The organism is Natrinema marinum (genome assembly GCF_024296685.1).
Taxonomy (GTDB): domain Archaea; phylum Halobacteriota; class Halobacteria; order Halobacteriales; family Natrialbaceae; genus Natrinema; species Natrinema marinum.
In genome coordinates this window covers 1,630,774-1,654,789 of record NZ_CP100763.1, presented here as the reverse complement: position 1 = coordinate 1,654,789, position 24,016 = coordinate 1,630,774, and the positions used below count along the sequence as shown (strand labels likewise).

Below are 24,016 nucleotides of genomic sequence, written 5' to 3'. Positions count from 1 at the left end.
ACGGAACCTTGAATATTGGCCTCGGCTCGAGTTCGGAACCGGCCGGCACCTCGAACCGATCAGTCCTCGTCCCGCTCGACCGTCTGCTCGCGGACTGTCATCCCCTTGCGACCGAGATGCTGGAGCTGTTTCCGCGCGAAGTCCTCCTCTCGAGTCCCCCGCGTCGCCAACACGTAGACCAGCGCACCGCCGGCCGGACGCATCGTCCGGCCCGCTCGTTGTGTCCCCTGCCGGCGGCTCCCGCCGAGCCCGGAGGCGATGATCGCCAGATCGGCCGTCGGCAGATCGATCCCTTCGTCGCCCACTCGAGAGACGATCAGGAGGTCGCGCTCGTCTCGGCGAAATTCCTCGAGCAATCGGCGTCGCTCGTGGTGGGGCGTCTCGCCGCTGAGGAAGGGGACCTCGAGCGCCGCCGAGAGGTCCCGCCCCTGCTCGAGGTAATCGACGAAGACCAGCGCCTTCGAGTCGGGGTGGGCCGACAGCAGGTAGCGGACTTCGTCGACTTTCCCTCGGTTTTTCGCGGCGACGCGGTACTTCTCGCGGCCGTCGGCCGAGCCGTAGGCGTTTGCCTGCTCGTCGTCGCCCCACGGGACGTAGCGGATCTCGAGTTCGGGTTCGGCGACGAACCCGGCCTCGAACAGCGCCTCCCAGTCGGTGCCGATCGGCGGGCCGACGAGGGTGAAAATTTCGGTCTGACGATCGTCTTCCCTGATCGGGCTGGCGCTGAGCCCCAAGCGATGTTTGGACTGCAAGTGGGTACTCCGCCGGTAGACGTCCGAGGGAACGTGCTGACACTCGTCGAAGATCACCAGCCCCCACTCCCGGTCGTCGAACAGCGAGCGGTGGCGATCCATCCCCGCGATCTGGTAAGTTGCGATCGTCACCGGGCGCACCTCCTTGCGGCCGCCGTGGTACTGCCCGACCTGGTCGGCCTCGAGCGAGGTGTACTCGAGGACGGCGTCGGCCCACTGGCGCGCGAGGTCGCGGCTCGGCACGAGCACGAGGGTCTCGCCCTCGACGTGGGCCATCGCGCCCATCGCCGCGACGGTCTTCCCGCTGCCCGGCGGGCCAACGAACACGCCCTCGCCGGCCTCGGCGAAGCGGTCGACCCACGTCTGCTGGTAGTCCCGGAGCCGGACGCCGAGTTCGATCGGCAGCGCCTCGCCCGAGGCGAGTTCGCGGTGGTCCTGTACCGGGTAGCCCGCCTCGTAGAGGATACGCTTGATGGCGGCCTCCGACCCCTCGCGGACCCAGTCTTCGGTCTCGGAGATCGGTGCGTGGACGTGTTCCTCGTCGAGTTTCTGCCGGGCGACGTTGCCCATAACTTCGGGGCTCTGGGCCTCGAGAACGGTGTACCCCTCCTCGTGCGTCGTCAGCCGGAACTGGTGGGCGCGGTCCCACTGGCTGTGGACCCACTCCTCGAGCCGTTCCGAACGCTGGCCGAGCGCCTGCCGCATCGTCCGGGCCAGTTCCTCGAAGGAGTCGTGGGGCGTCCCCCAGACGTCCTCCGGGCGGACGACGTAGCGATACCCCTTCTCGCCGTTGGCGTCGGCCAGATGGGCGAACTGCGAGAGTTGCGCGCGTGTGAACTGGTCGGGTCGGTCGACGATTATTTCGCGGCGCTTCGGGAAGACGACCACCCGCTCGCGGTCGGTGAGGTCCTCGAGTTCGCTGGGGTACCAGACCACGGGATCGGTCGACACCGAGAGGCGCTCTATGCTTCCGTCGTCGGCGAGGGCTTCGAGCCGGTCGCTCGTTTCTTCGTGGGGGACCTCGAGGGCGCGGGAGACGGCTGCCGCCGTCAGGACGGGCCGGCCCTCGCGCTGGCTGGCGTCGTGGAAGTCGGCGATGGTGAACTCGTCGGCGCCGTTCTCGTCGGCCGCCGCGCCGGCGTCGGTCGCCTCACCGTCGGCCGGGTCGGCGGACTCGCTTCGCTGCTCGTCGGCGGGCGTCGAAGAACGTTCGTCGGTCACTGCGCGGTCGTAGCGGCGGCGGGAGTATACCGATTTCGCTCGGCGGCCGGACTCGAGCAGTTACCCTCGCTCGGTGCCCCTCGTTCAGGACGTTCGCTCGATGGCGTAGATGTAGCCATCGTTACTGCCGAAGTAGATCGTGTCGTCGGTGACGACGGGCGTCGAGTGGACCGCGTTGCCGGTTCGGTACGTCCATAATTGCTCCCCTGTCGACGCGTCGAACGCACGGAGGTGCCCTCGGAGGTCGCCGACCATGACGGTTCCATCCACGACGATCGGATCGCAATTGATCGTCCCGATCGGTTTCTCGCTCGTCCAGCGAATATTTCCCGTCTCCGTCTCGAGTGCGTAGAACGTCCCGCCGTACGTCCCGAAGTAGACGGTTCCATCGGAGATGGCCGTCGAGACTGCCAACATAGAGGCGTCCGTCGCTGAGAACAGGCGACGCAGACACGCGGCCGTCGGTCTGGTACCGCCATCTGAGCCGTTCTCGATCGAGTTCCCACTCGTCGGATTCGCCGTTGAAGCTCACACAGCCGGCGCTGGCGGTGACGAGTGCAGGAACCGTTAGAAGCGTCTCACGTCGATATTTTTCCATCCGTTCGTGGTTGTGGTGTTGGTTTTATGCCGTTACTATTCTATTCTTGTGATATCTCACCGTCGAACGAGAAGAATATTCCGGCACGTGATCCGAGCAGTTCGGGAGGATCGTCTATCGGGTTCAGGTACACGGAAGCTCTGTCGACTCTCTCGATTACGAGTGGGCTTTCTCGTACCCCTCGAGCCCAGACAGCTATATCTCATCCGACGGCGTTAATCCCTCATATGTATCGCGCGATCCTCCCGGAAGGACAGATCGTCTGTGAGCGCTACGAGCACGCCGACAACGGTCTCGAGCTGTACGACGGGGACGACCAGTTCCTCGCGTTCGTTCCGTACAGTAACTTACACGCGCTGCTCGACGAGGAGGTCTACGAAGAAGACGACCGGTCGATCATGTAGCGGGCTGCTGGTCGATCGCCTCGAGCTGTTCTCGATACCGGTTGCGAACGGTGACGACGGTCGTCTGGGCGGTGTCGGCGACGGCCCGCTGTGGGATGGTCTCGTCACAGAGGAGACCGGCGGCGTAGATGGCGGCGGCGGCGAAGCCGGTCGGTGACTTGCCGGAGTGGAGCCCCTGTTCGGTGGTTCGATCGATGATCTCGATGGCTTTGGTTTCCACGTCTTTGTTGACGTCTAGCTCCGAGCAAAAGCGAGGGACGAACTGCCGGGGGTTCGTTGGCTCTAAGTTGATGCCGAGTTCGTCCGCGATGTAGCGGTAGGTCCGACCGATCTCGCGTTGCTCGACGCGGGAGACGGACGTTACTTCCTCTAAGCTGCGCGGAATCCCTTCCTTTCGGCAGGCGGTGTAGAGCGCGCTGGTCGCGACGCCCTCGATCGAGCGCCCGCGGATGAGGTCCTGCTCGAGCGCCTGGCGATAGATGACGCTCGCCGTCTCTTTGACGGGCTTGGGAACGCCCAGCGCGCTGACCATCCGGTCGATCTCGGAGAGGGCGTACTTGAGGTTTCGTTCGCCCGCGTTCTTCGTTCGGATCCGCTCCTGCCAGACGCGCAGGCGATGGAGCTGGCCGTGCTTGTCGGCCGACATCGAGTGTCCGTTCGCGTCCTTGTTCCGCCAGTCGATGGTGGTCGTTAACCCCCGGTCGTGCATCGACTGGGTCAGGGGAGCACCGACACGCGACAGCTCGTCGTGCTCCTGGGCGTTGAATGCCCGCCATTCCGGCCCGTAATCGATGGGATCTTCGCTTAGGACCAGGCCACAGTCCTCGCAGACCTGCTCGCCGCGGTCCGGATCGTGGACGATCGTGTCGGTCTCGCAGTCGGGACACAGGCCAGTCTCACCCTTCTCTGACTGTGATTCGCTGCTCTGTTGATCGATGATAGACCGCGTCATCAGTAGCCGGACGAAACCGTGCCGGCACTGTAAGGGGTTCACATGGTTTCGCGGGAAACACCGACTTACTGTGGCGTTGCTCGCGCGAGAATCGAGCCCAGAAAATCGAACGACTCGACCGCCGCGTGCCTCGAGCGAGCATCCGCGGCGGCCGCGTCGAGACCGTGTCCCATCGGTCGCGTCAGGGTGAAGCGTCCGGTCGACGGTCGCTTCGCCCCATCGTGGTCAATGTCCACACGCCACATGAAGGGTGCCGATCGTTGTGGCGTCTCGACGACGTAAATCGTCCGTTCATTGGGTAAATCGCTCTTTCGCGTGTGAACTGTCGTTCGACTTTATACCGGTTCCACCGAACTGTGGGTACCAGTGCCGTCTTGTTACGCAGTCCGCCGACGCTCGACGGCGTCCGGTCACCCGGGGTGGAACCGACGTACGCCATCGGTACGTTCGCACAATCGATCGATACCGCGCGGCCGTCCGACCGGCAGGAACCGGTCGAGAGAGCGACGAAACGACCTCGCCGCTCCCCCGTCCGGAAGTCGCTCCGTACCCGCTTTGCAGACGGTGCGAAACGTGGTCGTGTTTAAGAGTATCTCTGTTGGTGTACAACCTGGTGTGTCAATCGTGATTTCGACTCGCCGTTCGAACGTACAGCGGTCGCCGTCGTGCCGAGATTCCGGTGATACCGGCTACCGGGCTCAGGGATCGGCGAACTCGAATGGCAACGCTCCGACCGGAGGCGCTGCATAATGTCCTCGATCGATACGTCCCTCCCGGACGAAATCGCATCGGTCGCCAACGCCGATGAAGACGAACGTCTCTCGAAGGACGTCATTTTCGAGCTCCTGAAAAACCGACGATGGCGAGAAGTCCTCGCATACTTGCTGGAAGCCGACGAAACGGTCACGCTCGGTGAACTCGCCGAACAGATCGCCGCCTGGGAGAACGACACCGACGTCAACGCGCTCAGTTCCGACCAGCGCAAGCGCGTCTACGTCGCCCTCTACCAGACCCACCTCCCGAAGATGGACGACGCCGGTATCGTCGAGTACGATCAGGACCGCGGTCTGATCTCGCTGTCGGACAACGCCGACCTGCTGATGATGTACCTCGATACGGACTCCCATCGACAGGACCGGTGGGACCGATGGTACGCCGGCGTCAGCGTCACCGGTGCGTCCCTCCTCGGGGCGGCGTTTTTCGGCGTCCCCGTCCTCTCGGCCCTTCCGATGCTCGGCCTCGCCGGCACCGTCATCGTCGCGTTTCTCCTCCTCTCTACCGCACACGCCGTGACGAACCACCGACGCGAACGCAACGTCGACGGCAAACTGTCTCGCATCGAGTGAGCCTTCGACGGCGGCACTGATCGTCGTCCGCGTCGACCGTTCTTGCGACAATCAGCCGCCTCGAGCGACTGATCTGTACCAATCCTCCACCGCCGGTACGTCTCGGATCTCACGTTCGCTCACTTATCCGGCTCCTGAGAAGGGTTTTTATTACCTGAATCCATACTGTCGAATGGCTCCCGACGACCGTCATCCAGTACCGGAACAGTCGCGTGCCAGCAGCTGTTCCAGGCGCGGGAGCCTCCTTCTTACGCGGCCGTCACCCTCGCTGACGGCAGCGACCGGTTACGACACAGCGTCGCGGCCCGAAGCCGGTAGCCCTCGACTGGGGGCGGTAAACGCCGACATTACAATGCGGGTTACTCACTCGTGTACTGACATGGTTGGTGTCACCGGCCGAACGACGAGGTCCGACGATGGGACGTTCGCCGCGTCGCTCGAGCCGCTCGTTCACACGGAGCGCTACGAGCGCGAGATCGTCCACGAGTCGTCGTCCGCTGCGATCGGCACGACGGCCTACCCGGAGTATCCGATCCGCGTCGTCGAAGACGAGGACCGCTGGGTCTGCCTCGAGGGCCGGATCTACGACCGGCCCGACGCGGTACTCGAGCGCGAACTGCTCGAGGTCGCGGCGGATGTCCTCGCGGCCGACGGCGACGAAGCGTTCCTGACGGAGTGGTTGCTCGAGACCGACGGCGAGTTCCTGCTGGTCGCCGTCGACAAGGACAGCGGTCGGCTAGGGCTGCTCAACGATCCGCTCGCCCGGCTGCCGACGTACTACTTCCACGACGGGGAGTCGTTCCTGTTCTCGCGGGAGCTACGCTACCTGATCAACGAAGCGCCGATCGAGGGGTTCGATCCGATGGGCGTCGCCCAGTGTCTCCTCTTTGGCTACTCGCTGGGCGATCGAACGCTCGTCGAGGGGGCCAACCGACTGCGCCCGGGGACGAAACTCACCGTCAACCCGGACCGCGGTGCAGTCACCGAGACGGCGCTGCACCGCTTCGACTTCGGGGAGCCGGCGTACGCCGATCGGAGCCGATCGCGAAACGCCAGCGAACTCGTCGATCGATTCGAACGAGCCTGTCGAAAGCGGTCGGGACAGGGTAGTCACGATGTCGTTTCGCTGAGCGGCGGCCTCGACTCTCGGTCGGTGCTCGCCGGCTACAACGCCGAGGGGATCCCGACGACAGCGGCCACGATGGCCTCCGACGAGTTCGTTCCCCCGTCGGACGTCGAGATCGCTCGGGAGCTGGCCAACGAACTCGAGGTCGACTGGCAACGCTACGAGATCGGGCCGCCGAACGGGTCGGACCTCGACCGGATCGTCAAAACGAAAAACGGCCAGATCGGACTCCTGACCTCCTTCATACTCGAGTTCTTCCGCCAGCTCCGCGAGGAGTACGACGCCGGCCTCACGTACGTCACCGGCGACGGCGGCGACAAGGTTCTCCCCGATCTGACCCCCGCGCGGCCGCTCGCCGACGAGGCGGCCCTGGTCGACTACGTCATCGACGAGAACTCGTTCCTCTCGCTCGAGCAGGTCGCACGAATTACCGGGCTGTCGGCCGAGGCGATTCGGCGTAGCGTCCGCGACCGGCTTCGCATGTACCCCGAGTCCGACCCCGCCTCGAAGTACGTCCACTTCCTCGTCTACGAGCGGGGCGTCAACTTCCTGTTCGAGGGCGAGGACCGCAACCGCTTCTTTTTCTGGAGCACGACCCCGTTCTACTCGATCGATTTCTTCCGGTACGCGATGAACTGCCCGCCCGACCAGAAGGCCCGGTACAATCTGTACCGCGCCTTCCTCTCGGAACTCGAGCCGGCCGCCGCGGCGCTCCCCCACCCCGACTACGGCGTGCCCGTTGCCTCTACCCGTCACGAAGCCGTGGCGTTCGTCGACGATCTGCTCTCGCGGTATCCGCGCGTGTTCGACGCGGTCCGACCGATCGTCAAGTCGATCAACGGCCTCGAGACGGGCTCGCAGCTCCGGCCGGATACGGTCGACTGCATTCGCACGCAGGTCGAGCAGTGCGAGGCCGTCGACGACGTGCTCTCGACGGACGAACTCCACGCGTTCCTCGACGCCCACGCGGACCACGACCGCACGTCCGTTTACCGGCTCTTCGCGCTCACCTCGTTCATCGACGACGTCCACTCCTCGCAGAGCGTCCTCGAGTCGCGTCGTGACACCGTATTCGGCTGACTGTCCCGTCGGAACGAACGTTGTCACCTGAGTGTTCGGATATCCTGTCGACCACGAAACGGATCAGGTCACGAATCGTACATCGACGTACTGTCCCTCCGTTCTGACAGTAGAAAATTCGAAACTATCTTTCTATCAGTATCATAATTGGCGCAGAGATAGTGCCTCACCCTGAAGTCTCCCGATTTTGTATATAAGATCCCGTGATAGAAAATCCATGAGAAAGTGAACAATATACCACGATATAATTATAATCACGAAATCTTACTGATAACGAGGGAGGAAAGTTTATGGTTCGGTAGTGTTCTCTCTCAGGTCGCATGGCACGCGACGAACCGGTACGGGACGGTGACCGTCCCGTCGAACCGACCACGAGTGACGACGAACGAACTGACGGCGGAACGATCGATCGACGGTCGTACCTGAAACTGGCCGGGGTGACGGCGATCGCTGCGGGCGTCAGCACCGGCCCGGCGAGCGCCGCCGGCGACTACGACGTGATCGAGGCCCGCGGGCAGACGATCCGCGTCAGTTCCGGCCAGACCTGGGAGAACAAGCTGATCGATCTCGGCAATGGCGGGACCATCACCATCATCGCCAAGGGAACGAACTGGACCATTCGAAATATCGGGTTTCGCGGCACCCTCGGTGCGACCGGCACGGCCCCGAACAGCGGGACTGTCTTCGGCATCGCCGACACCGGCGGTAACACCTCCACGCTCGAGAACATCTACTGGGGCCGGGGCGACCCCGACCGGCCCTCGAACGAGCGGCCGCTGTTGATGTGGGTCGACCCCGACCACAGCGGCCGTCTCGAGGTCCGGAACGTCAACTTCGGCCACGCCGGTTGCAACGGAATTTACGGCTCCGCGCCCGCGTACAACGGGAACGGCGGCTCGATCCACATCGACAGCTGTTACACCTACGACACCCATCACACGGGGCTCCGCATCGGCGATAACGGCTGTACGATCTCGAACTCGGTCGTCTACAAGAGCGGCACTCGGGCCGCGAGCCGCGGCATCTGGGTCTGGGCGGGCGACTACGGCGGCGGTGCCACGATCGAAAACACCCACGTCATTACGAACGGGACCGGCGGTGGCGTCGTCACGCACAACGGCCCGTCCGTCTCCATGGATCAGGTCCACACGGACGACGGCTCCGGCACTCACGGTAGCCCCGAGCATTTCGTCCCCGACGGGGTCCCGACCTCCCCCGAAGCGGCCGCGAGCGCCGGATCGACGTCCGATTCGCCCTCGAGCGGCGACGGCGAGTCGGACCTCCCAGCGAACACCCTCACGGTGACGGGCACCGGCGAGCCGACGGAGTACTACGTCGAGGCGACCGACGAACTCGTCGACGATCCGAACGTCGGCTCGCTCGAGAGCTACGACTCGATCGACGCCACGAGCGCGACCGGCTGGGTGACGAACACGTCCCACGTCGACGGCTACCGGTTCGCCGGCGACCTCCACGAGGTCGCGTTCCGTCAGGGCTCGGCCCACGTCGAGGTCAACGGCGAGACGATCGACCCCGACCAGTACAACGGCGATCAGCCGACCCTCGAGAACACATTGCTGGTCGACGGGGTCGGCACCTCGGGCGGGACGCGCTACGAGTTTGCGGTCTCCGGGGCCGCCCAGAAGGCGACCGTGAAGGGAGCCACGATCGACGGCGAGGACACCGTCGACGGCGGGATCATCACCGGGAGCGTGGCCGGCTGGCGCGACGGCTTCAAGTTCAGCGGCGAGTTGACGGACCTCACGCTCGACGGCGACGCTCGCGTCTACGTCAACGGCGAGCAGGTCGACCCCGCCGACTACGGCGACGAACAGCCACACGTGCTGACGCTGGTCGGCGACGGCTCGAACGCCAGCTACGAGCTCACGGTCGACGGCACGATCGATACGGTCGCGGGTGACGCCTCCGAGGAGTACGCCACCGTGCTCTCCGACACCACCGTCGAGGGGTCGATCGAACGCGACGCACAGCGGTTCCGGTTCTCCGGTGCGCTGACCGACGTGACCTTCCGCGAGGGCACGGCGCACGTCTACCTCGACGACCAGCGGATCGATCCCGATGACTACAACGGCCAGAAGCGCCTCCCGAACGCCATCGTGATCGACGGCTCGGGCACGGACGGGCAGTCGTCGTACTCCTTCGCCGTCGACGGCGAGGTCGTCACCGCGAGCTACCGAGACGCCTCGGTCGATCCCGGCGACACGGTCGAGGGCACGGCCGTCAGCGGCAGCGTCGACGACGAACTCGATGCCTACTGGTTCGACGGCGACATCACGGACTTCCGCCTGCGCGGCGACGCGACCGTCGATGTCGAGTACAACGTCTAGCGTTTTCACTCGCACCCGGACTCCGCTTCACTCCGTCTTTCGATCGCATTCGGTCGGGGTTGGTCCGTTACGACTCGACGGTCCGTACGGAGCGTCGGCTGCGGATGGCTCGGTTGACGGCCGATCGAGCCCTCCGACCGACTCGAGCGTCCCGCGACGAAGCCGTTCGATATCGCCCAACTGGGTGTCGGTTCGTCTGTGACTGCCGTAGCGGACGAGATCTCGGATACCGCTTCGCGAACTTACGATTGTGCGCGGATGAGGTCGTCGCGAAGAGCGCTGTGTTGTGCCGTCCGACGAGGAACGAGAAAACCGAGTCGCGTTACTGGTCGCGCGCGTTGTACTGCACGTCGACCGTGGCGTCACCGCACAGGTGGAAGTCCGTGATGTCGCCGTCGAACCAGTAGGCGTCGAGCCAGTTGCCGACCGCGCCGCGGACGGCCGTCCCGTCGATCACGTCCTCGGTGTCGATCGACGCGCCGTCGTAGTTCGACTGCACGACCGTCCCGTCGACCTCGAAGGAGTAGGCGCTCGGCCCGTCGGCCTCGACGCCGTCGACCACTATCGCGTGGGGCAGCATCTTGTGGTCGCCGTACTCGCTCGGATCGATCGGCTCGCCGTCGACGGTCACGTCCGCCTCGCCGTCGGTGAACGTCACGTCGGTGAGCGCCCCCGAGAACCGGAACGTCTGGCTTCCGTCGGTGAGCGAACTCTGGACGGTCGACCCCGAGACAGTCGTCGCGTCGGCGGTCGGCGCGTCGTCGGAGACGAGTTCGACCGCGCCGTCGACCGTGATTTCGTAGCTCGTTGGCGTGCCCCGACTCGCGACCTCGAGCACGTGGGGTAGTTGTTGGCCGTAATCGTCGGGGTCGACCTGCTCGCCGTTGACGGAGACCGTTCCCGGGCCGTCGACGGTGAGATTCGTCAGTTCGCCGTCGAACCGGAAGGCGTCCTTCCAGTCGGCGACGCTGCCCTGCACGAGCGAGCCGTCGATCGCATCCTCGTCGTCGATCGACGCACCCTCGTAGTTCGAACGCTCGATCGCGCCGTCGACGCTGAACTCGTATCGGGTCGCGTCCTCCGGACTGCCGTCCACGAGGAGGACGTTGGGGAGCTGAACGCTCTCGTCGTCGGTCGATTGGTTGGTGCCGGTGGCGCCGGAGCCGCTCGATGCGGCCTCCTCCGGCGAGGTCGGGACGCCGTCGGGGATCGAGAGGTCGGGATCGCTCGAGACGTCGTTCCCGATGCTCACCGTCGAGCCACTGGCCCGATGGATCTGGCCGCGGTAGCCGCCGCTCCGGAAGTCGACGCTACCGGGCGAGCCGTTCGCGCCGGCGACGAGCGCGTAGGGGTACGGCCCGTCCGCGAAGTGCGAGTCGCGGATCGTCACGGTCCCGCCGTTCCAGACCCAGACGGGGCGGCCGTTGGTCTCGCCGTAGCCGCCGTAGCCGCGCCCGTAATCCGTGTTGTCGTTGTAGGCGACGCAGTTGACGATCTCGTCTTCTGCGCTGCCACACCGGAAGGTCGTGACGCCGTTGTTCTTGCCGAAACAGTTCTCGAAGCGGACGCTGCCGCCGTAGGGCGTGTTGGAACAGTAAAAGCCGTTGTTCGGGTAACCCTGGACGTTACAGTTACGGAAGGTGATGTCCGCCTGACTGCCCCGGTGCATGAAGACCGCACCGGGACCGTGAACGAAACTCGAGCCCTCCTTCGTCGCGCCGTCGCCGAGGTAGACGTTCTCGACGAGGATGTCTCCCGGGCCGGTGTCGATCGAAATCATGAACGAGTCCCCGCGGTAGAGGCCCTTGAATCCGATATTGCGGATCGTCGAGTTCGCTCCCTCGACGTAGATCAGGAAACCCGCGCCCGTCGTGAGGTCGATCAGTTTGTTCTCGAACGTCTCGCCGCGGCCGACGCGGATCGTCTGCCCGCGGGCCTCGATCACGTCGTAGTCGTCGTCGGCGCTCGCGGCTCCCGTGAGCGTCGCCGCCGCGGTCGTCGCACCGGCCAGCTTCATGTACGATCGCCGGTGCAGTAATCCGTCGTTACCGCCGTCGTCGGCCGCCTCCCCGTCGTCGGAGGCGGTCGACTCGTCATCCAGTACCGAAGAGTCGCGTGCCATGCAATCGGGTAATTAGATACTAACGGCATAAACTTTCCGCATTTCTGTACCTAAAATTTACAGACTGTATCTATAATCGGTACGAATGGTATAATATTGAATGACTATTTTGGGAACAACAAGACGCATATAAAATTCTCTCCGCGGCCAGCTCGGGGCGCGAGTTCAGTTTGGTAATACAGAATTACCGCCCGAGAACCCTCGGAAGCACGAAGTCACAGGTTTCAATCCCGAGTAATTCGGTATTACCGGCCCCGGAACCCGACCGAGCCGCTGTTCGTCGGTGTCGTCGGGGTCCAGTGGTCGATGCAGTCGAGGGGGACCGACGTCGCGCTCGAGGGCGCGTGAACGATCCGCTCGAGTCGAAAACAGACGAAACGCGTACGCGTGCGCATCGAAACCGAAAAACGCGACCGGGGCGGCGGCGAGTCGGAGGGTCGGTGGAGGGCCGGTGGAGGACCGGCCGGGTTCGGCGTGGTGGAGGAGTGCGTCAGCGGGGATCGGTCGGGGAAGACCGATCGGAGGGGAATCGGTGGAGGGGAGCGTCAGCGGGAACCGGGTCGGCGAGCGGTCGCGGCAGCGGGGATCAGTTCGAGCCGCCCGATGCGGCCTCTTCCGGCGAGGTTGGGACGCCGTCCGGGATGAAGGGCTCGGGGTTCGTACCGACATCGGTGCCGAGTTCGACGTTCGAGCCGGCGTGTTCGGCGATACCTGCTGTGTCATCGTAGTCGCTTTCCGTGACGACGACTTCCGTCGGTTTCCCGTTCGCGCCGGCGACGATGGCGTTGTTCTGCCCGTTCATCGCGATCTGGCAGCTCTCGACTTCGATCGTCCCGGGAGCCCACGCCCAGATACCGCGGCCGACGTAGCCCTCGCTCCCGTCGACGTAGATACTCGAGTTCGTGACCTTGCTGCCTTCCGTGGCCAGTCGGAAGTGCGAGACGTAACAGTTCGCGGCGTAGCTGCTGTCGATATGGACAGTGCCACCTCCCTTGCTGCCAGGCGCGGAGCCGTAGATCGCGTTGTCCGCGAAGTTCTGGATGTTGACGTTTTTGTAGTCGATGTGCCCGGAGTGGTCCGGGGCGACCCAGAAGGCGGTCTGGCCGTGCCCGTTCGGGTTACTGTTGCCCGTGCTCGAGCCGTCACCGAGGTAGACGTTCTCGACGGTGCTCGTCCCGCCGCTCACGTCGGCGACGCCGAAGGTGGCGGTACCGGTGCCGGACGTGTTCTCGCCTTTGAAACCGACGTTTCGGATCGTCCAGTCGGTGTCGCGGGCGGTGATGACGATGTCCGCACCGGTCGTCATGTCGATCAGCTTGTTCTCCCAGGTCTCGCCTGCGCCGATGGTGATCGTCTGTCCCTGGGCTTCGATGACCTCGTAGTCGTCCTGGGCCGCGACTGCTCCGGCGCCGCCGAGTGCGGTCGTCGCCGTCGCCACCGCGGCGAGCGAGCGAACGTAGTTACGGCGGCTTAATCCAGAGTTACGACCTGTAGTCGGAGTGGAATCCGTCTCGGACGTACGGGGGTTCTGCGCCATACATCTCCGTAACTCCGTCTTACGCTCATAAACTTTTTCTTGCCATCATGGCTTAAATTTACAGACTTTGTTCCCGCCAGTGGGAAATATAGAACAATGAATCGGGGATGGTTTCCGAATATATGACTGTCTCGATATCGCATCACCCGGCACATAAGCTCGTATTTGCGACGGAAATACGAGCGTATCGCCGGAGAGAGACCGAGCGAAAGCTGTTTCCGGCGACCGGGCTGTTTCCGGGACGAACGCTCTCCCGCTACTGTTTCAGAGGGTCACGACCGTCGTTTCCATCCAGTAATAGACTATTACCCCGCAATTTCGGGCAGTGGCGCCATCGTGACCGACGGTCAATCGGCTCGCTCGAGCGAGCGAGACCGGCGACGGATCCGTGACCGTCGCGGCGTGATCATCCGTCAGGCTGGGTGTGGCTGACTCCGCGTCCGATCGCCGACGGCGACCGCTACGGCTCGCTGTCGACCGCGTACATCGTGAACTCGTCGTTCGAGATCACCTTGTTCACGGTCGGCTCGGTCTCGAGCCCCTCGACTGCGGCTGCGTCGTAGTTGAGCTCCTCGTAGACCCGCAACTCTCTCGTCCTGTCCCACTCCGTGACGACGAAGTAGTACTCGTCGGTGGGATAGGCCCCGCTGTAGTTGCCGGCCGAGAACACGGTGGCGTTGACGGACCCGGTCGCCGTCGTCGCTCCGCTGAGCGTGTCCCCGTCCGCGAGGCCGTTGATACCGTGATCGTACCGGTAGGGGTCGTATCCCATGCCCGCGTACGGGACGCCCTCCGCTCCGTGTTCCAGCCCGTCTTCGTAGCCGCTCATCATGCTCTCGGTCACGTGCTGGCTCGATCTGTAGATCAGCGGTGACGAGAACATCGTCATCAGTCCCAACACGAGACAGGCGCCCAAGACGAGCGCCGTCACCGCGTTCGCGCCGGGCGTCGAAATCGTCTTCGAGAGTCCGCCGACGAACTGGGCCAGGGCGACCCCCGCGAGGATCGTTACGAGGACGTAGATGAACCCCATCTGGCGGAACGCCATCTTCGGCGTCCCGAGGAAGTAGACGAGGAACATACCGAACAGCGGGAACAGCGCGAGTGCGACGTAGTTCACGTACGACTTGGCTTCCGCGTCGAGGCTCGAGCGACCGAGCCAGACGACCAGAATGAACAGGCCGACGACGAGGGCGACGATCGCCTTGTCGAGGAACATCTTTACGAAGATCTCGGAGAGACTCCCGCCGATCTCGGTCAACGACGATCCTTGCTGGTTGACCTGCGCGCTGCCGCCGATATCCGCCGAGAGCAAGCCGGTAGCGAGGGCGACGGCGGCCCGCCTGAATCGCTCGTTGCCGAGCGCCCAGAGGGCGAACAGCCCGCCCAGTGAGATCGTGTGGACGTAGGTCGTCGGGTGCTCGAGCATCGGGTGATCGTCGTAGCGTCGGCGCGCGAGGAACTGGACGGCGCTGATCGCGCCGATGAAGACGACGACGTTGAACATCTGCTGGGGGTGGATCAACAGGAGCGCCAACCCGGTCAGGAAGATGAGCGCGCTGAACGGGGAGACGCCGAAGGGGAGTCGCTCGATCGTTGACCGCCGCCGGAGGTAAGCAACGACCGCGAAGACGACCGGGGGCACGACGAACAGGGCGTTCGAGTTCGTGTGGACGGCCATGAAGGTCGCGATGTTGTTGACGGGCAGCACGATCCAGGAGACGATCGCGGCGAGCCCGACCGCCAGCCCGCCGCCACCGATATCGCGAACGACGAGCGGGACGAAGATCACGAACGGGACGAACAAAACGACCATCGCGACGAGAAGGGCGCGCTCGACCGATACGCCGCCGAGGAAGTGTAGGGTCGACGCGATCGAGTGCAATCCCGGATAGAACAGCTCGTGGGGTGCGGTGGTGCCGGCGACGATGTCACGCGTCCACCCCAGATGGCTGAGCGCGTCGCCCATCCCGGCGAAGTAGTAGTTCCGGATCACCGGGAGGCTCGCGATGGCCGTGACGGTAAACCCGCCGAGGCCGATGCCGAGTCCCTGCTGGCGGCCTCGGCAAGTGAGTGACGTGCCGACGGCGATCGCGAGCGCGAGCGCGAACCCGAGCCAGGCGGTCGTCGGCGTGCCCGCGTACACGGACGACTCGTAGGCCGTCGCCGGGTTCGCCCGCGCGACGAGGAGCGCGATCGCGACGGCGACGAACCCGACTGCGACCGTCGCGTTCAGCGTCGATCGTTTCATGGCCGCTCACCGGATCGCTCCGGGTCCATCCCGACATGCATGTGTTGGCCGACTCCTCGCCGCTGACGCCGTTTGTTATACAGCTCCTACCGTCGAAAGCAGATCGTAGCGCGGCTGTAGCCGATCTATGCCGTCCCTATGCCGTCCATATAGTCAGCTATCGGTTGATTTCTCCTTTCGTGATCGATCAACGGTTCTGATGATTTTTGTAGCGGGTAGTGGTCGGTCCGATCGATCAACCCACACGCCACCTATGTCATCGATACTCATCGACCACCTCTCCACCGACGACGGCACCCTCGAGTGTTCGATCCGCGCCTCGAGCGACCTCGAGCGGTTCTTCACCGACGAACAGTTTCGAACCGAGTACGACGTGCCGATTGCGGACGTGCCCGACGGCGTTCTGGCGATCCCGGTCCTCGCGCAGGTCTGTCCGGTCGCGTGGGCCAACGGGGCCGATATCTACGTCGACGAGGTCGACGCGACGTTCGCTCGGGCGCTCGAAGATGTGAAGGCATCGCTGTGCGAGATGCACGACTTCCTCGAGGGCGGCACCCTCTACGCGCGCCGGACGATCGATCCCGACCCCGAGTCGGGCGACGAGAGCGGCCTGCTGTTCACCGGTGGCGTCGACTCGACGTGTTCGTACGTCCGCCACCGCGAGGCGTCGCCGACGCTGATCAGTATCCGGGGCTGGACGATCACGCCGGACGCGGCCGACGACGGGAAGTGGGACGCCCTCCGGACGCGCGTTTCGAGCTTCGCCGACGATCACGGCTGCGAGACCGCCTTCGTCGAGTCGAACATGCTCTCCTTCCTCGACCATCCCATGCTGTTGGCCCACTACAAGCGCTACGTCGACGGCGGCTGGTACAGCTCCGTGGGCCACGGCCTCGGCCTCCTCGGGCTCTGCGCGCCGGTGGCCTACGCGCGCGGGATGGAGGACCTCTACGTCGCCGCGACCCATTGGGACGGGATCGACCTCGAGTGGGGCTCGAGACCCGATATCGACGATCACGTCCGGTGGGCCGGCACGCAGTGTCACCACGACTCCTACGACCTCACCAGACAGGAGCGCCTGGACGTCATCGCCGACTACGTCCGCGAGGAGGACCCGAACCTGCAGCTACAGACCTGCAACGACCGGATGGACGGCAACTGCGGCGAGTGCGAGAAGTGCTACCGCACCGCCGTTGGCCTCCGGCTGGCCGGCCTCGAGCCGGCCCAGCACGGCTACCCGTTCTCAGACGCCGACTACCGCGACCTCCGGCGCTCCTTGGAGCGCGGCGACTGGGTGCTCGGACAGGACGAGCGCCACATGTGGGCGGATATTCGTGACCGCGCGCGCGAGACCGAGCCGGCGACCCCGGCCGAGACGGCGTTCTTCGAGTGGCTCGAGAACGCAGATCTGGGCGAACTGATCTCGACGTCCGGTCCGCCGCTTACCCACCGACTCCTCCGTGCCGGGGCGCGGAACGCGCCCACCAGCGTCTACAACACCGCCTATCCGGCCTGGAAGACGGCGAAGACAGGACTGCGACTCGTCCGTTCCGACCGGTAGCGTCACCGACCGCAGTCGGCCGCTTTTCTGGGTTCGAGTGTCCCTCGAGCCATCGCTCTCGCGGAGTCCCTCGAGAGCTGGCTCGATCGAGTCGTGATTCGAACTATAGTTTAGGTATTTCTCAACCGATACCTACCGGCAAACTCATACTTGGGAATAGAATATCGACAAAGCTCATTTCAGCAGCTCTATCGAGTTACACCGGCACCTTTAATTGAACAGTCTGTCAATCGTGTCTCGATGGCACAAGCCACGGAGCGATTACGTCGGTACCTCGAAGACGAACTCGAGGCCTGTTGCGACGAGGACGTCGATCGGCGACTCGAGGAACTGAACGCGCTCGAGGCGACGATCGGCCGGGAGCGGATCGACGCCGAACTCGAGGTGCTGTCGGCGCTGGCAAACGAGACGCGGTACTCGCTCGTCCGCGCCCTGGTGGCGGCGGGAACGGAGCTTTGCGTCTGCGAGCTTCACGCGGTCGTCGACGCGAGCGAGAGCGGGGTCAGCCATGCCCTTTCGGCGCTCGTCGACGCGGGACTCGCCGAGGGCCGGAAGGACGGTCGCTGGAAGAAGTACCGGGCGACCAACCGGGCGGTGGCGCTCGTGACTGTCCTCGAGGGGAGCGTGACCGATGTCTAACGCCGATGCGCACGAGCACGGCCCGGACTGCGACTGCGAAGCCTGCGGCGACCCGCGGTCGATGGACTTCCTCGACAGGTACCTCACCGTGTGGATCTTCGCGGCGATGGTCGTCGGCGTCGGCGTCGGCCACGTCGCGCCGTCGGTGACCGGGCCGATCCGGGATCTCCACCTCGTGGAGATCGGACTCGTGGCGATGATGTACCCGCCGCTGGCGAAGGCCGACTACTCGCGGCTCCCGACGGTCTTTCGCAACTGGCGGGTGCTCGGGCTGAGCCTCGTCCAGAACTGGCTCATCGGACCGACGCTGATGTTCGGGCTCGCGGTGGTCTTTTTCAGCGGGCTCGTCCCCGGCCTGCCGGCCCGTCCCGAGTACTTCCTCGGCCTCGTCTTCATCGGGATGGCCCGGTGTATCGCCATGGTGTTGGTCTGGAACGAGCTCGCAGAGGGGTCGACCGAGTACGTCACCGGACTCGTCGCGTTCAACAGCCTCTTTCAGATCCTCACCTACGGGGTGTACGTCTGGTTCTTCGCGCTCGTCCTGCCGCCGCTGCTCGGGATGGAGGGGCTCGCAGCCGAAATCACCGCGTTCAACGTTTCGCCCCAGCAGGTGTTTTTCGCCATCGCGGTCTTCCTCGGCGTCCCCTTCGCGGGCGGGATCCTCACCCGGTACGTCGGTACCCGAACGAAGGGCAAAGCGTGGTACGACGACGAGTTCGTCCCGACGATCGAGCCGCTGACGCTCGTGGCGCTACTGTTTACGGTCGTCGTGATGTTCGCTACGCAGGGCGAGACCATCGTCGCCGCGCCGGCCGACGTGCTCCTGATCGCCGTCCCACTAACGATCTACTTCGTCGTCATGTTCCTCGTCAGCTTCGGGATGGGTCGGGGGATCGGCGCGGACTACTCGACGACGACCGCGATCGGCTTCACTGCCGCCTCGAACAACTTCGAACTCGCTATCGCCGTCGCCGTCGCCGTCTTCGGCGTCGGCTCCGGCGTCGCCTTCGCGACCGTCGTCGGCCCGCTCATCGAGGTCCCCGTCCTGCTCGCGCTCGTCAACGTCGCGCTCTACTTCCAGCGACGGTTCGACTGGCGGGGCCGGACGGCTGACGGCCTCGAGCGAGCGACCGGCGACCCGACGACCGACGACTAACGAACCATCATGAATTCCGAACGCACCCACCGGACGACGACCGACCGAACCGAGACCAACAACAGCACCGGCGAACGCACTACCGACGGCGTTCGAACACCGAGCGGGGTGTCGCCGTGAGCGACGCGAGCAACGAGAGCGACGACCGCGTCCGGCTCGCGTTCGTCTGCGTTCAGAACGCCGGCCGCTCGCAGATGGCCACCGCGTTCGCCGAACGCGAGCGCGAGCGCCGGGGCCTCGAGGACCGCGTCGAGATCCTGACCGGCGGCACGCACCCGGCCGAGGCGGTCCACGACGAAGTGGTTGCGGTCATGCGGGAGGCGGGGTTCGACCTCACCGAGCGCACGCCCCGTGAGATCTCCTCGGCGGAACTGCGATCCTGTGACGCCGTCGCGACGATGGGCTGTTCGACTCTCGAACTCGGCGACGCGGAGACGACGGTCGATGTCCGAGACTGGGCGCTTCCCGATCCCGACGGCGAGGATACAGCGCGCGTTCTCGAGATCCGCGACGAGGTCGAACGCCGCGTCGTCGCGTTGTTCGACGACCTGTTCTCGGCCGACTGAGCGCGAGCGCCGTCCCGTCTCCGTCGGAACGGTGGCAAGGACGTGCCACCATATTTTTCTCTCCCCCTCGTTAATCTCTCCCATTGTATCCGATGGACCCGGAAACCGGCGATATGGCCTCGGTCTTGCTCGAGTTCGCGCGGGATAAACTCGCCGTCGTCGACGACGCGGGCACGTACGTCTACGTTACCGAGGCGAGCACGTCCATCCTCGGATTCGAACCGGCACAGCTCGTCGACGAGCCCGCGCTCGAGTACATCCACCCGGCCGACAGACGAGCGGTCATCGATCGGTTCAGCCAGATCAGCGCGTCGACACAGACCTCGGCGACGGTCCGGTACCGCCACGCCACCGAGAGCGGCGACTGGGTGTGGCTCGAGAGCCGGTTTACCGATCCGCCGGACGACGCTCTCGACGGTTACGTCGTCAGTTCGCGAGACATCACCGAACGGGTCGCCGCGGAACGAGAGCGCCGCGACGCCGAGAGCCGCCTCCGAACGATCGCCGGGGCGGTGGGCGATGTCCTGTGGATGTTCAACGGCGACTGGACCGAACTGCTGTTCGTCAATCCGGCGTACGAGGACGTCTTCGGCCTGCCCGTCGAGGCACTCGAGGAGGATCCGCACAGCTTTCTCGAGGTCGTTCATCCCGACGATGTCGACTGCATCCGGGAGGCGATGGCCCACGCGTCGGCAGGGGAATCCGTAGACATCGAGTATCGGGTCAATCCGAAGACGGACTACAGCCGTTGGGCCTGGGTCCGGGCGGTCCCGGTCCTCGAGGACGGCGAGGTCGTCAAGATCGCCGGCTTCACCCGCGATATCACCGATCGCAGACGGCGGGAGCGCCAGCTCGCGGTCATGGACAACCTCCTTCGACACAACCTGCGAAACGATATGGCCGTCATCATGGGCAACGCGGAGTCTATCGCCCGAACCGCCGACGCCCCCGCGAGCGAACGCGCCGAGACCATCCGTCGACAGGGACGCGAACTCCTCGAGAGCACTGCCAAACAGCGCGAAATTATCGAGCTGCTCACGGAACGGGCGACGCCGGAGCCGATCGACCTCGTTCAGGTCGCCTCCGACGCGATCGAGACGATCCGCGACCAGCATCCCGCGGTGACGGTCGAGTTGACAGCCCCCGACGCGGCGGTCGCCTGGACGCTCCACGAGATGGAACTGGCGGTGATCGAACTCCTCGAGAACGCTATTCAGCACAATCCGAACGGGCAGCCGACGCTGTCCGTGTCCGTCGACACTCGCCAGGACCGCGTCGAACTCACGATCGAGGACAGCTGTCCGCCGATTCCTGAGGTCGAGTTCCGCGTACTGACCGGTGACTGGGAGATGGACGATATCTACCACACGTCCGGGCTCGGGCTGTGGCTGGTCTACTGGGTCGTCGACCTCTCGGATGGCCACATCACGTTCGAACGCACCGAGACGGGCAACGCGATCACCGTCTCGCTGCCGCGCAAGCGGTCGTAGTCGCGGCGACGGCCCCGTCGTTACTCCATGTAGCCGAGACCCTTGAGCCGATTCTCGACGTCGTCGAAGTCCTCGTCGACCTCGCCGTCGGTGTCGGTCTGAGCGACGGCCGTCCACTCGACTTTCGTCTGGGCCGGCCCCGCCTCCTCGTCGAACGCATCGAACAGCACCCGACCGTCGGTGTTTTCGGGTACCGGCTGGCCGATCCCGTGGAGCAGCGTCGGGGCAATGTCGACCACTCGAGCGCCGCGGAGCGTCGCGTCGGCTGCGATCGAGGGGCCCCGACAGAGGACGATCCCCTCGCTGCGGTGGCTCGCGTCGTAGGTCCCGGTGTCGCCGAGCACGGAATCCGAGACCGCGCTGCGCGATTCGTAGGTCCCGCGACCGCCGACGACCAGATCCGGCGACTCCTCGTCGGTCGGGAACAGCTCGTCGCCGTCGAACACCTCGAGCAGGGGGTCGCCATCCGAATCGGTCGCCGACTCGAGGGCAGCCTTGATGTCGGCTTTCACCTGTGGCACCTCGCTCGGCGAGATGATCCCGCGGTCGAAGCGCTCGGTGTCGTTGATGTACAGGTTGCCGGTGTCGTGGACGAACGCGACGGTCCGGTCGAAGTCGACGTCGTAGAGGGCGTGATCGCCGGGGATCTGCTCGGCGACGGAGTCGACGAGTCGCCGGGGGAGCGACTGGACGAGCGTTTCCTCGGTGATTCCGACCCGGCTGAGCGCGCCGGTGATCGAGTCCTTGGAGATGCCCAGACTCGCGAGCGCCCCGCGGGTGCCCTCGTCCTCGCGGCGGAACAGGTAGCCCTCGTTCTCGAGGATGCTGTTGACGTAGACGAGTTCCTCGATCGGCCCGAAGCCGTGGTCGGAGACGACATAGAGGTCGGCCGCGTGCTCGTCGGTGTAGTCGATGACTTCGCCGACGATCTCGTCGAGTTTCTTGTAGTGGGCCAGTAGTTTGTCCATGTCCCAGACGAGGTGCTGGAACCGGTCTGGTGCGGTGTAGACGAAAAAGAAGAGCTGCCAGTCGTCACCGGCCCGATCCATCTGAAGCTCCATCAGTTGCCGCCGCTTTGCGAGCATTTCGTCGACGGCGATCTGGAAGTCGTCGAGCCGATCGGCGTACTCGGGGTAGTCGAGACTGATCTCGTAGTCGGGGATCCGCGCCTCGATCTCGTCTTGCAGGTCCGGCGGCTGTGTGAACTGTCGGTCGGTCGAGGGCGTTATCATGCCCGTGACCATGGTGCCGTCGATCTCGCTTGCCGGATACGTCATCGGCACGTTCCCGACGTGTGCCGGTCCGAGCTGATCCCAGAGGGCCGGTTGCGCCAGATCCCGGCTCGTGTACATCTCGTGGCTATACTCGGCGGAGAGATTCTGGAAGCCGTAGAGCCCGTGTTTGTCCGGCCAGACGCCCGTCGCGATCGACGGCCACGCCAGCGGCGTCGTCGGCGGGCGGGTGCTGTCGAGTGGCCCCGCTGCACCCTCCTCGCGCAGCCTGGCGAAGTTGGGCAGTTCTCCCTCGTCGCTCCATCGCTCGATGAGTCTCCACGGTACGCCGTCGAGTCCGAGCACGAACGCCCGCTCGGAGGGGGTTGTAGATCCGCTCATGATTGTGTTCTGAGACGTCGAAGACGCCTGCTATCACGCAGGTCGGTCGATGAGCGTTTTGTTATAGAGAGGTTTCACGCGCCAGTCGACGCGAGCCGGTCCCGTTCGGTCGCGTTAACGCGCTGGCCGACTCCCATCCACCGCTGTGGCGGTCGTACGCCGCCCGTGCGACCGGCCGCGTCCGGTCGGGGCCACAACAAGTAACCCATAACAAAGCCATCCAAACGCGACCGTCCCGATATGAGACGCGTTCAACTGTGGTGGGATTCGTGGGCAGCGTCGTAATCTCGCTCGACGCCGAACTCGGGTGGGGCTTTCACGACCTCCCCGAGCCGCCGGCCGAACGGATCGAATCCGGCCGTCGGGGCTGGAACTCGATGCTCGAGTTGTTAGCAGAGTTCGACGTACCGGCGACGTGGGCGGTCGTCGGCCACCTCATGCTCGAGGACTGCGACGGCGTACACACCAAGCATCCGGCACCCGAGGGCTGGTTCGAGCGCGAGCGAACCGACTGGGCGGACCGAGAGGATCTCCGGTTCGGCCGCGATCTCGTCTCGGGCATCCTCGAGTCCGACGCCGACCACGAACTCGCGAGCCACTCCTTCTCGCACGTCCTGTTCGGCCGCCCGGAGACGGACCGCCAACTGGCCGTCGCCGAACTCGAGCGAAGCATCGAGATCGCGGCCGACTGGGGGCAGTCGATCGACTCGTTCATCTACCCGCGCAACGATATCGGCCACCGCGACGTGCTGGCCGAGCAGGGCCTCACCGCCTACCGGGGTCGATCGCCGACGCGAGACGGCGTCCGCGGCGTCTTCGACTCGACGATCCGCGACCGGTCGATGCTGGTCGAGCCGACCGTCGACGAGCACGGGTTGGTCAACGTCCCGGCCTCGATGTTCCTCTTCGGGTTCGAGGGGCGAGCGCGGACCGTCGCGGAGTCGATCTGGGAGGATCCGATGGTCGTCCTGGCCCGCCGCGGGATCGACGAGGCGGCGCGCACCGACGGGCTCTTTCACATGTGGCTGCATCCGAACAACCTCACGCACGAGCGGGACGACCGGCGCATGCGAGCGATCCTCTCGCACCTCGAGCGCCGACGCTCCGCGACCGACCTCACCGTCGAGACGATGGCAGCTGTCGCACGTCGGACGGCGGGACCCACGACCGTTAGCGAGCAGGCGACGCCGACCTGGAGCTGACGGTCGGTGCGGCGGCTGACGGGCCGCCGTCTCCCGAATGGTGGCGCTACTC

The 24,016-nt window shown here is 64.9% G+C and carries 17 protein-coding genes; 10 read left to right on the top strand and 7 right to left on the bottom strand.

The features are described from left to right. Window positions 1-59: 59 nt before the first annotated feature. Both NKH51_RS08165 and NKH51_RS08160 read right to left on the bottom strand, forming a co-directional pair. Entirely contained in the window at window positions 60-1,973 is a 1,914-nt protein-coding gene (locus NKH51_RS08165; RefSeq protein WP_254764805.1) for a DEAD/DEAH box helicase, read from the bottom strand. Between the two features lie 84 nt (window positions 1,974-2,057). Beyond that, window positions 2,058-2,390 carry an outer membrane protein assembly factor BamB family protein gene (locus NKH51_RS08160; RefSeq protein ID WP_254764804.1) on the bottom strand — a complete coding sequence of 111 codons (333 nt, stop codon included), beginning with the start codon at window positions 2,388-2,390 and terminating at the stop codon, window positions 2,058-2,060. 408 nt (window positions 2,391-2,798) lie between these two features. Here NKH51_RS08160 and NKH51_RS08155 point away from each other — a divergent pair, with 408 nt between their 5' ends. Continuing rightward, the gene (locus NKH51_RS08155) at window positions 2,799-2,975 is read left to right on the top strand and encodes a hypothetical protein (protein ID WP_254764803.1); all 177 of its coding nucleotides are present in this window, start codon (window positions 2,799-2,801) and stop codon (window positions 2,973-2,975) included. Here NKH51_RS08155 and NKH51_RS08150 read toward each other — a convergent pair. After that, window positions 2,968-3,927: a transcription initiation factor IIB gene (locus tag NKH51_RS08150; RefSeq protein ID WP_254764802.1), complete on the bottom strand. Its 960-nt coding sequence runs from the start codon at window positions 3,925-3,927 to the stop codon at window positions 2,968-2,970. The two genes, NKH51_RS08155 and NKH51_RS08150, sit on opposite strands and share 8 nt — an antisense overlap. Window positions 3,928-4,676: 749 nt before the next feature. On the opposite strand from NKH51_RS08150, the gene NKH51_RS08145 reads away from it, so the two are divergent. The 3 genes from NKH51_RS08145 (at window position 4,677) to NKH51_RS08135 (ending at window position 9,827) form a co-directional block, all read left to right on the top strand. Then, window positions 4,677-5,273: a DUF7344 domain-containing protein gene (locus tag NKH51_RS08145; RefSeq protein ID WP_254764801.1), complete on the top strand. Its 597-nt coding sequence runs from the start codon at window positions 4,677-4,679 to the stop codon at window positions 5,271-5,273. 379 nt (window positions 5,274-5,652) lie between these two features. Further along, a complete protein-coding gene (locus NKH51_RS08140; RefSeq protein WP_254764800.1) occupies window positions 5,653-7,479 on the top strand; it encodes an asparagine synthase-related protein in 1,827 nt (608 codons plus the stop codon). 320 nt (window positions 7,480-7,799) lie between these two features. Beyond that, window positions 7,800-9,827: a right-handed parallel beta-helix repeat-containing protein gene (locus NKH51_RS08135; RefSeq protein ID WP_254764799.1), complete on the top strand. Its 2,028-nt coding sequence runs from the start codon at window positions 7,800-7,802 to the stop codon at window positions 9,825-9,827. Window positions 9,828-10,149: 322 nt separating this feature from the next. Here NKH51_RS08135 and NKH51_RS08130 read toward each other — a convergent pair whose 3' ends face one another. From NKH51_RS08130 to NKH51_RS08120, 3 genes are all read right to left on the bottom strand, one after another. Further along, window positions 10,150-11,949: a hypothetical protein gene (locus NKH51_RS08130; protein WP_254764798.1), complete on the bottom strand. Its 1,800-nt coding sequence runs from the start codon at window positions 11,947-11,949 to the stop codon at window positions 10,150-10,152. A 586-nt stretch (window positions 11,950-12,535) separates the two neighbouring features. Then, the gene (locus NKH51_RS08125) at window positions 12,536-13,486 is read right to left on the bottom strand and encodes a hypothetical protein (protein WP_254764797.1); all 951 of its coding nucleotides are present in this window, start codon (window positions 13,484-13,486) and stop codon (window positions 12,536-12,538) included. A 460-nt stretch (window positions 13,487-13,946) separates the two neighbouring features. Beyond that, entirely contained in the window at window positions 13,947-15,737 is a 1,791-nt protein-coding gene (locus NKH51_RS08120) for a hypothetical protein (protein WP_254764796.1), read from the bottom strand. Window positions 15,738-15,990: 253 nt separating this feature from the next. Here NKH51_RS08120 and NKH51_RS08115 point away from each other — a divergent pair, with 253 nt between their 5' ends. The 5 genes from NKH51_RS08115 to NKH51_RS08095 all read left to right on the top strand — a co-directional run bounded on the left by NKH51_RS08115 (window position 15,991) and on the right by NKH51_RS08095 (window position 21,149). Beyond that, window positions 15,991-17,298, top strand: a complete 1,308-nt coding sequence (locus NKH51_RS08115; RefSeq protein WP_254764795.1) for a hypothetical protein — start codon at window positions 15,991-15,993, stop codon at window positions 17,296-17,298. A 240-nt stretch (window positions 17,299-17,538) separates the two neighbouring features. After that, window positions 17,539-17,937 carry an ArsR/SmtB family transcription factor gene (locus tag NKH51_RS08110; RefSeq protein ID WP_254764794.1) on the top strand — a complete coding sequence of 133 codons (399 nt, stop codon included), beginning with the start codon at window positions 17,539-17,541 and terminating at the stop codon, window positions 17,935-17,937. Next, entirely contained in the window at window positions 17,930-19,093 is a 1,164-nt protein-coding gene (gene arsB / locus NKH51_RS08105; protein WP_277998682.1) for an ACR3 family arsenite efflux transporter, read from the top strand. Before NKH51_RS08110 ends, arsB begins: the two co-directional genes overlap by 8 nt. Before the next feature lie 116 nt (window positions 19,094-19,209). Beyond that, window positions 19,210-19,659, top strand: coding sequence for an arsenate-mycothiol transferase ArsC (locus NKH51_RS08100; protein ID WP_254764793.1), 450 nt, complete (start codon window positions 19,210-19,212; stop codon window positions 19,657-19,659). 92 nt (window positions 19,660-19,751) lie between these two features. Further along, window positions 19,752-21,149, top strand: coding sequence for a PAS domain-containing sensor histidine kinase (locus NKH51_RS08095; protein ID WP_254765129.1), 1,398 nt, complete (start codon window positions 19,752-19,754; stop codon window positions 21,147-21,149). Between the two features lie 20 nt (window positions 21,150-21,169). On the opposite strand, the gene NKH51_RS08090 is transcribed toward NKH51_RS08095, so the two are convergent. Then, the gene (locus NKH51_RS08090; protein ID WP_254764792.1) at window positions 21,170-22,762 is read right to left on the bottom strand and encodes an alkaline phosphatase family protein; all 1,593 of its coding nucleotides are present in this window, start codon (window positions 22,760-22,762) and stop codon (window positions 21,170-21,172) included. A 269-nt stretch (window positions 22,763-23,031) separates the two neighbouring features. Between NKH51_RS08090 and NKH51_RS08085 the strand changes: the two genes are divergently transcribed. After that, window positions 23,032-23,964 (top strand): polysaccharide deacetylase family protein, encoded by a 933-nt coding sequence (locus NKH51_RS08085; RefSeq protein WP_254764790.1) that lies wholly within the window; start codon window positions 23,032-23,034, stop codon window positions 23,962-23,964. The last annotated feature ends 52 nt before the right edge of the window (window positions 23,965-24,016 follow it).

What these genes read in the sequence shown, in the direction of transcription:
- NKH51_RS08090 (WP_254764792.1), bottom strand. Translation starts at nt 22,762, where the DNA reads ATGAGCGGATCTACAACCCCCTCCGAGCGGGCGTTCGTGCTCGGACTC.
- NKH51_RS08140 (WP_254764800.1), top strand. Translation starts at nt 5,653, where the DNA reads ATGGTTGGTGTCACCGGCCGAACGACGAGGTCCGACGATGGGACGTTC.
- NKH51_RS08095 (WP_254765129.1), top strand. Translation starts at nt 19,752, where the DNA reads ATGGACCCGGAAACCGGCGATATGGCCTCGGTCTTGCTCGAGTTCGCG.
- NKH51_RS08135 (WP_254764799.1), top strand. Translation starts at nt 7,800, where the DNA reads ATGGCACGCGACGAACCGGTACGGGACGGTGACCGTCCCGTCGAACCG.
- NKH51_RS08130 (WP_254764798.1), bottom strand. Translation starts at nt 11,949, where the DNA reads ATGGCACGCGACTCTTCGGTACTGGATGACGAGTCGACCGCCTCCGAC.
- NKH51_RS08145 (WP_254764801.1), top strand. Translation starts at nt 4,677, where the DNA reads ATGTCCTCGATCGATACGTCCCTCCCGGACGAAATCGCATCGGTCGCC.
- NKH51_RS08120 (WP_254764796.1), bottom strand. Translation starts at nt 15,737, where the DNA reads ATGAAACGATCGACGCTGAACGCGACGGTCGCAGTCGGGTTCGTCGCC.
- NKH51_RS08150 (WP_254764802.1), bottom strand. Translation starts at nt 3,927, where the DNA reads ATGACGCGGTCTATCATCGATCAACAGAGCAGCGAATCACAGTCAGAG.
- arsB (WP_277998682.1), top strand. Translation starts at nt 17,930, where the DNA reads ATGTCTAACGCCGATGCGCACGAGCACGGCCCGGACTGCGACTGCGAA.
- NKH51_RS08110 (WP_254764794.1), top strand. Translation starts at nt 17,539, where the DNA reads ATGGCACAAGCCACGGAGCGATTACGTCGGTACCTCGAAGACGAACTC.
- NKH51_RS08125 (WP_254764797.1), bottom strand. Translation starts at nt 13,486, where the DNA reads ATGGCGCAGAACCCCCGTACGTCCGAGACGGATTCCACTCCGACTACA.
- NKH51_RS08115 (WP_254764795.1), top strand. Translation starts at nt 15,991, where the DNA reads ATGTCATCGATACTCATCGACCACCTCTCCACCGACGACGGCACCCTC.
- NKH51_RS08155 (WP_254764803.1), top strand. Translation starts at nt 2,799, where the DNA reads ATGTATCGCGCGATCCTCCCGGAAGGACAGATCGTCTGTGAGCGCTAC.
- NKH51_RS08160 (WP_254764804.1), bottom strand. Translation starts at nt 2,390, where the DNA reads ATGTTGGCAGTCTCGACGGCCATCTCCGATGGAACCGTCTACTTCGGG.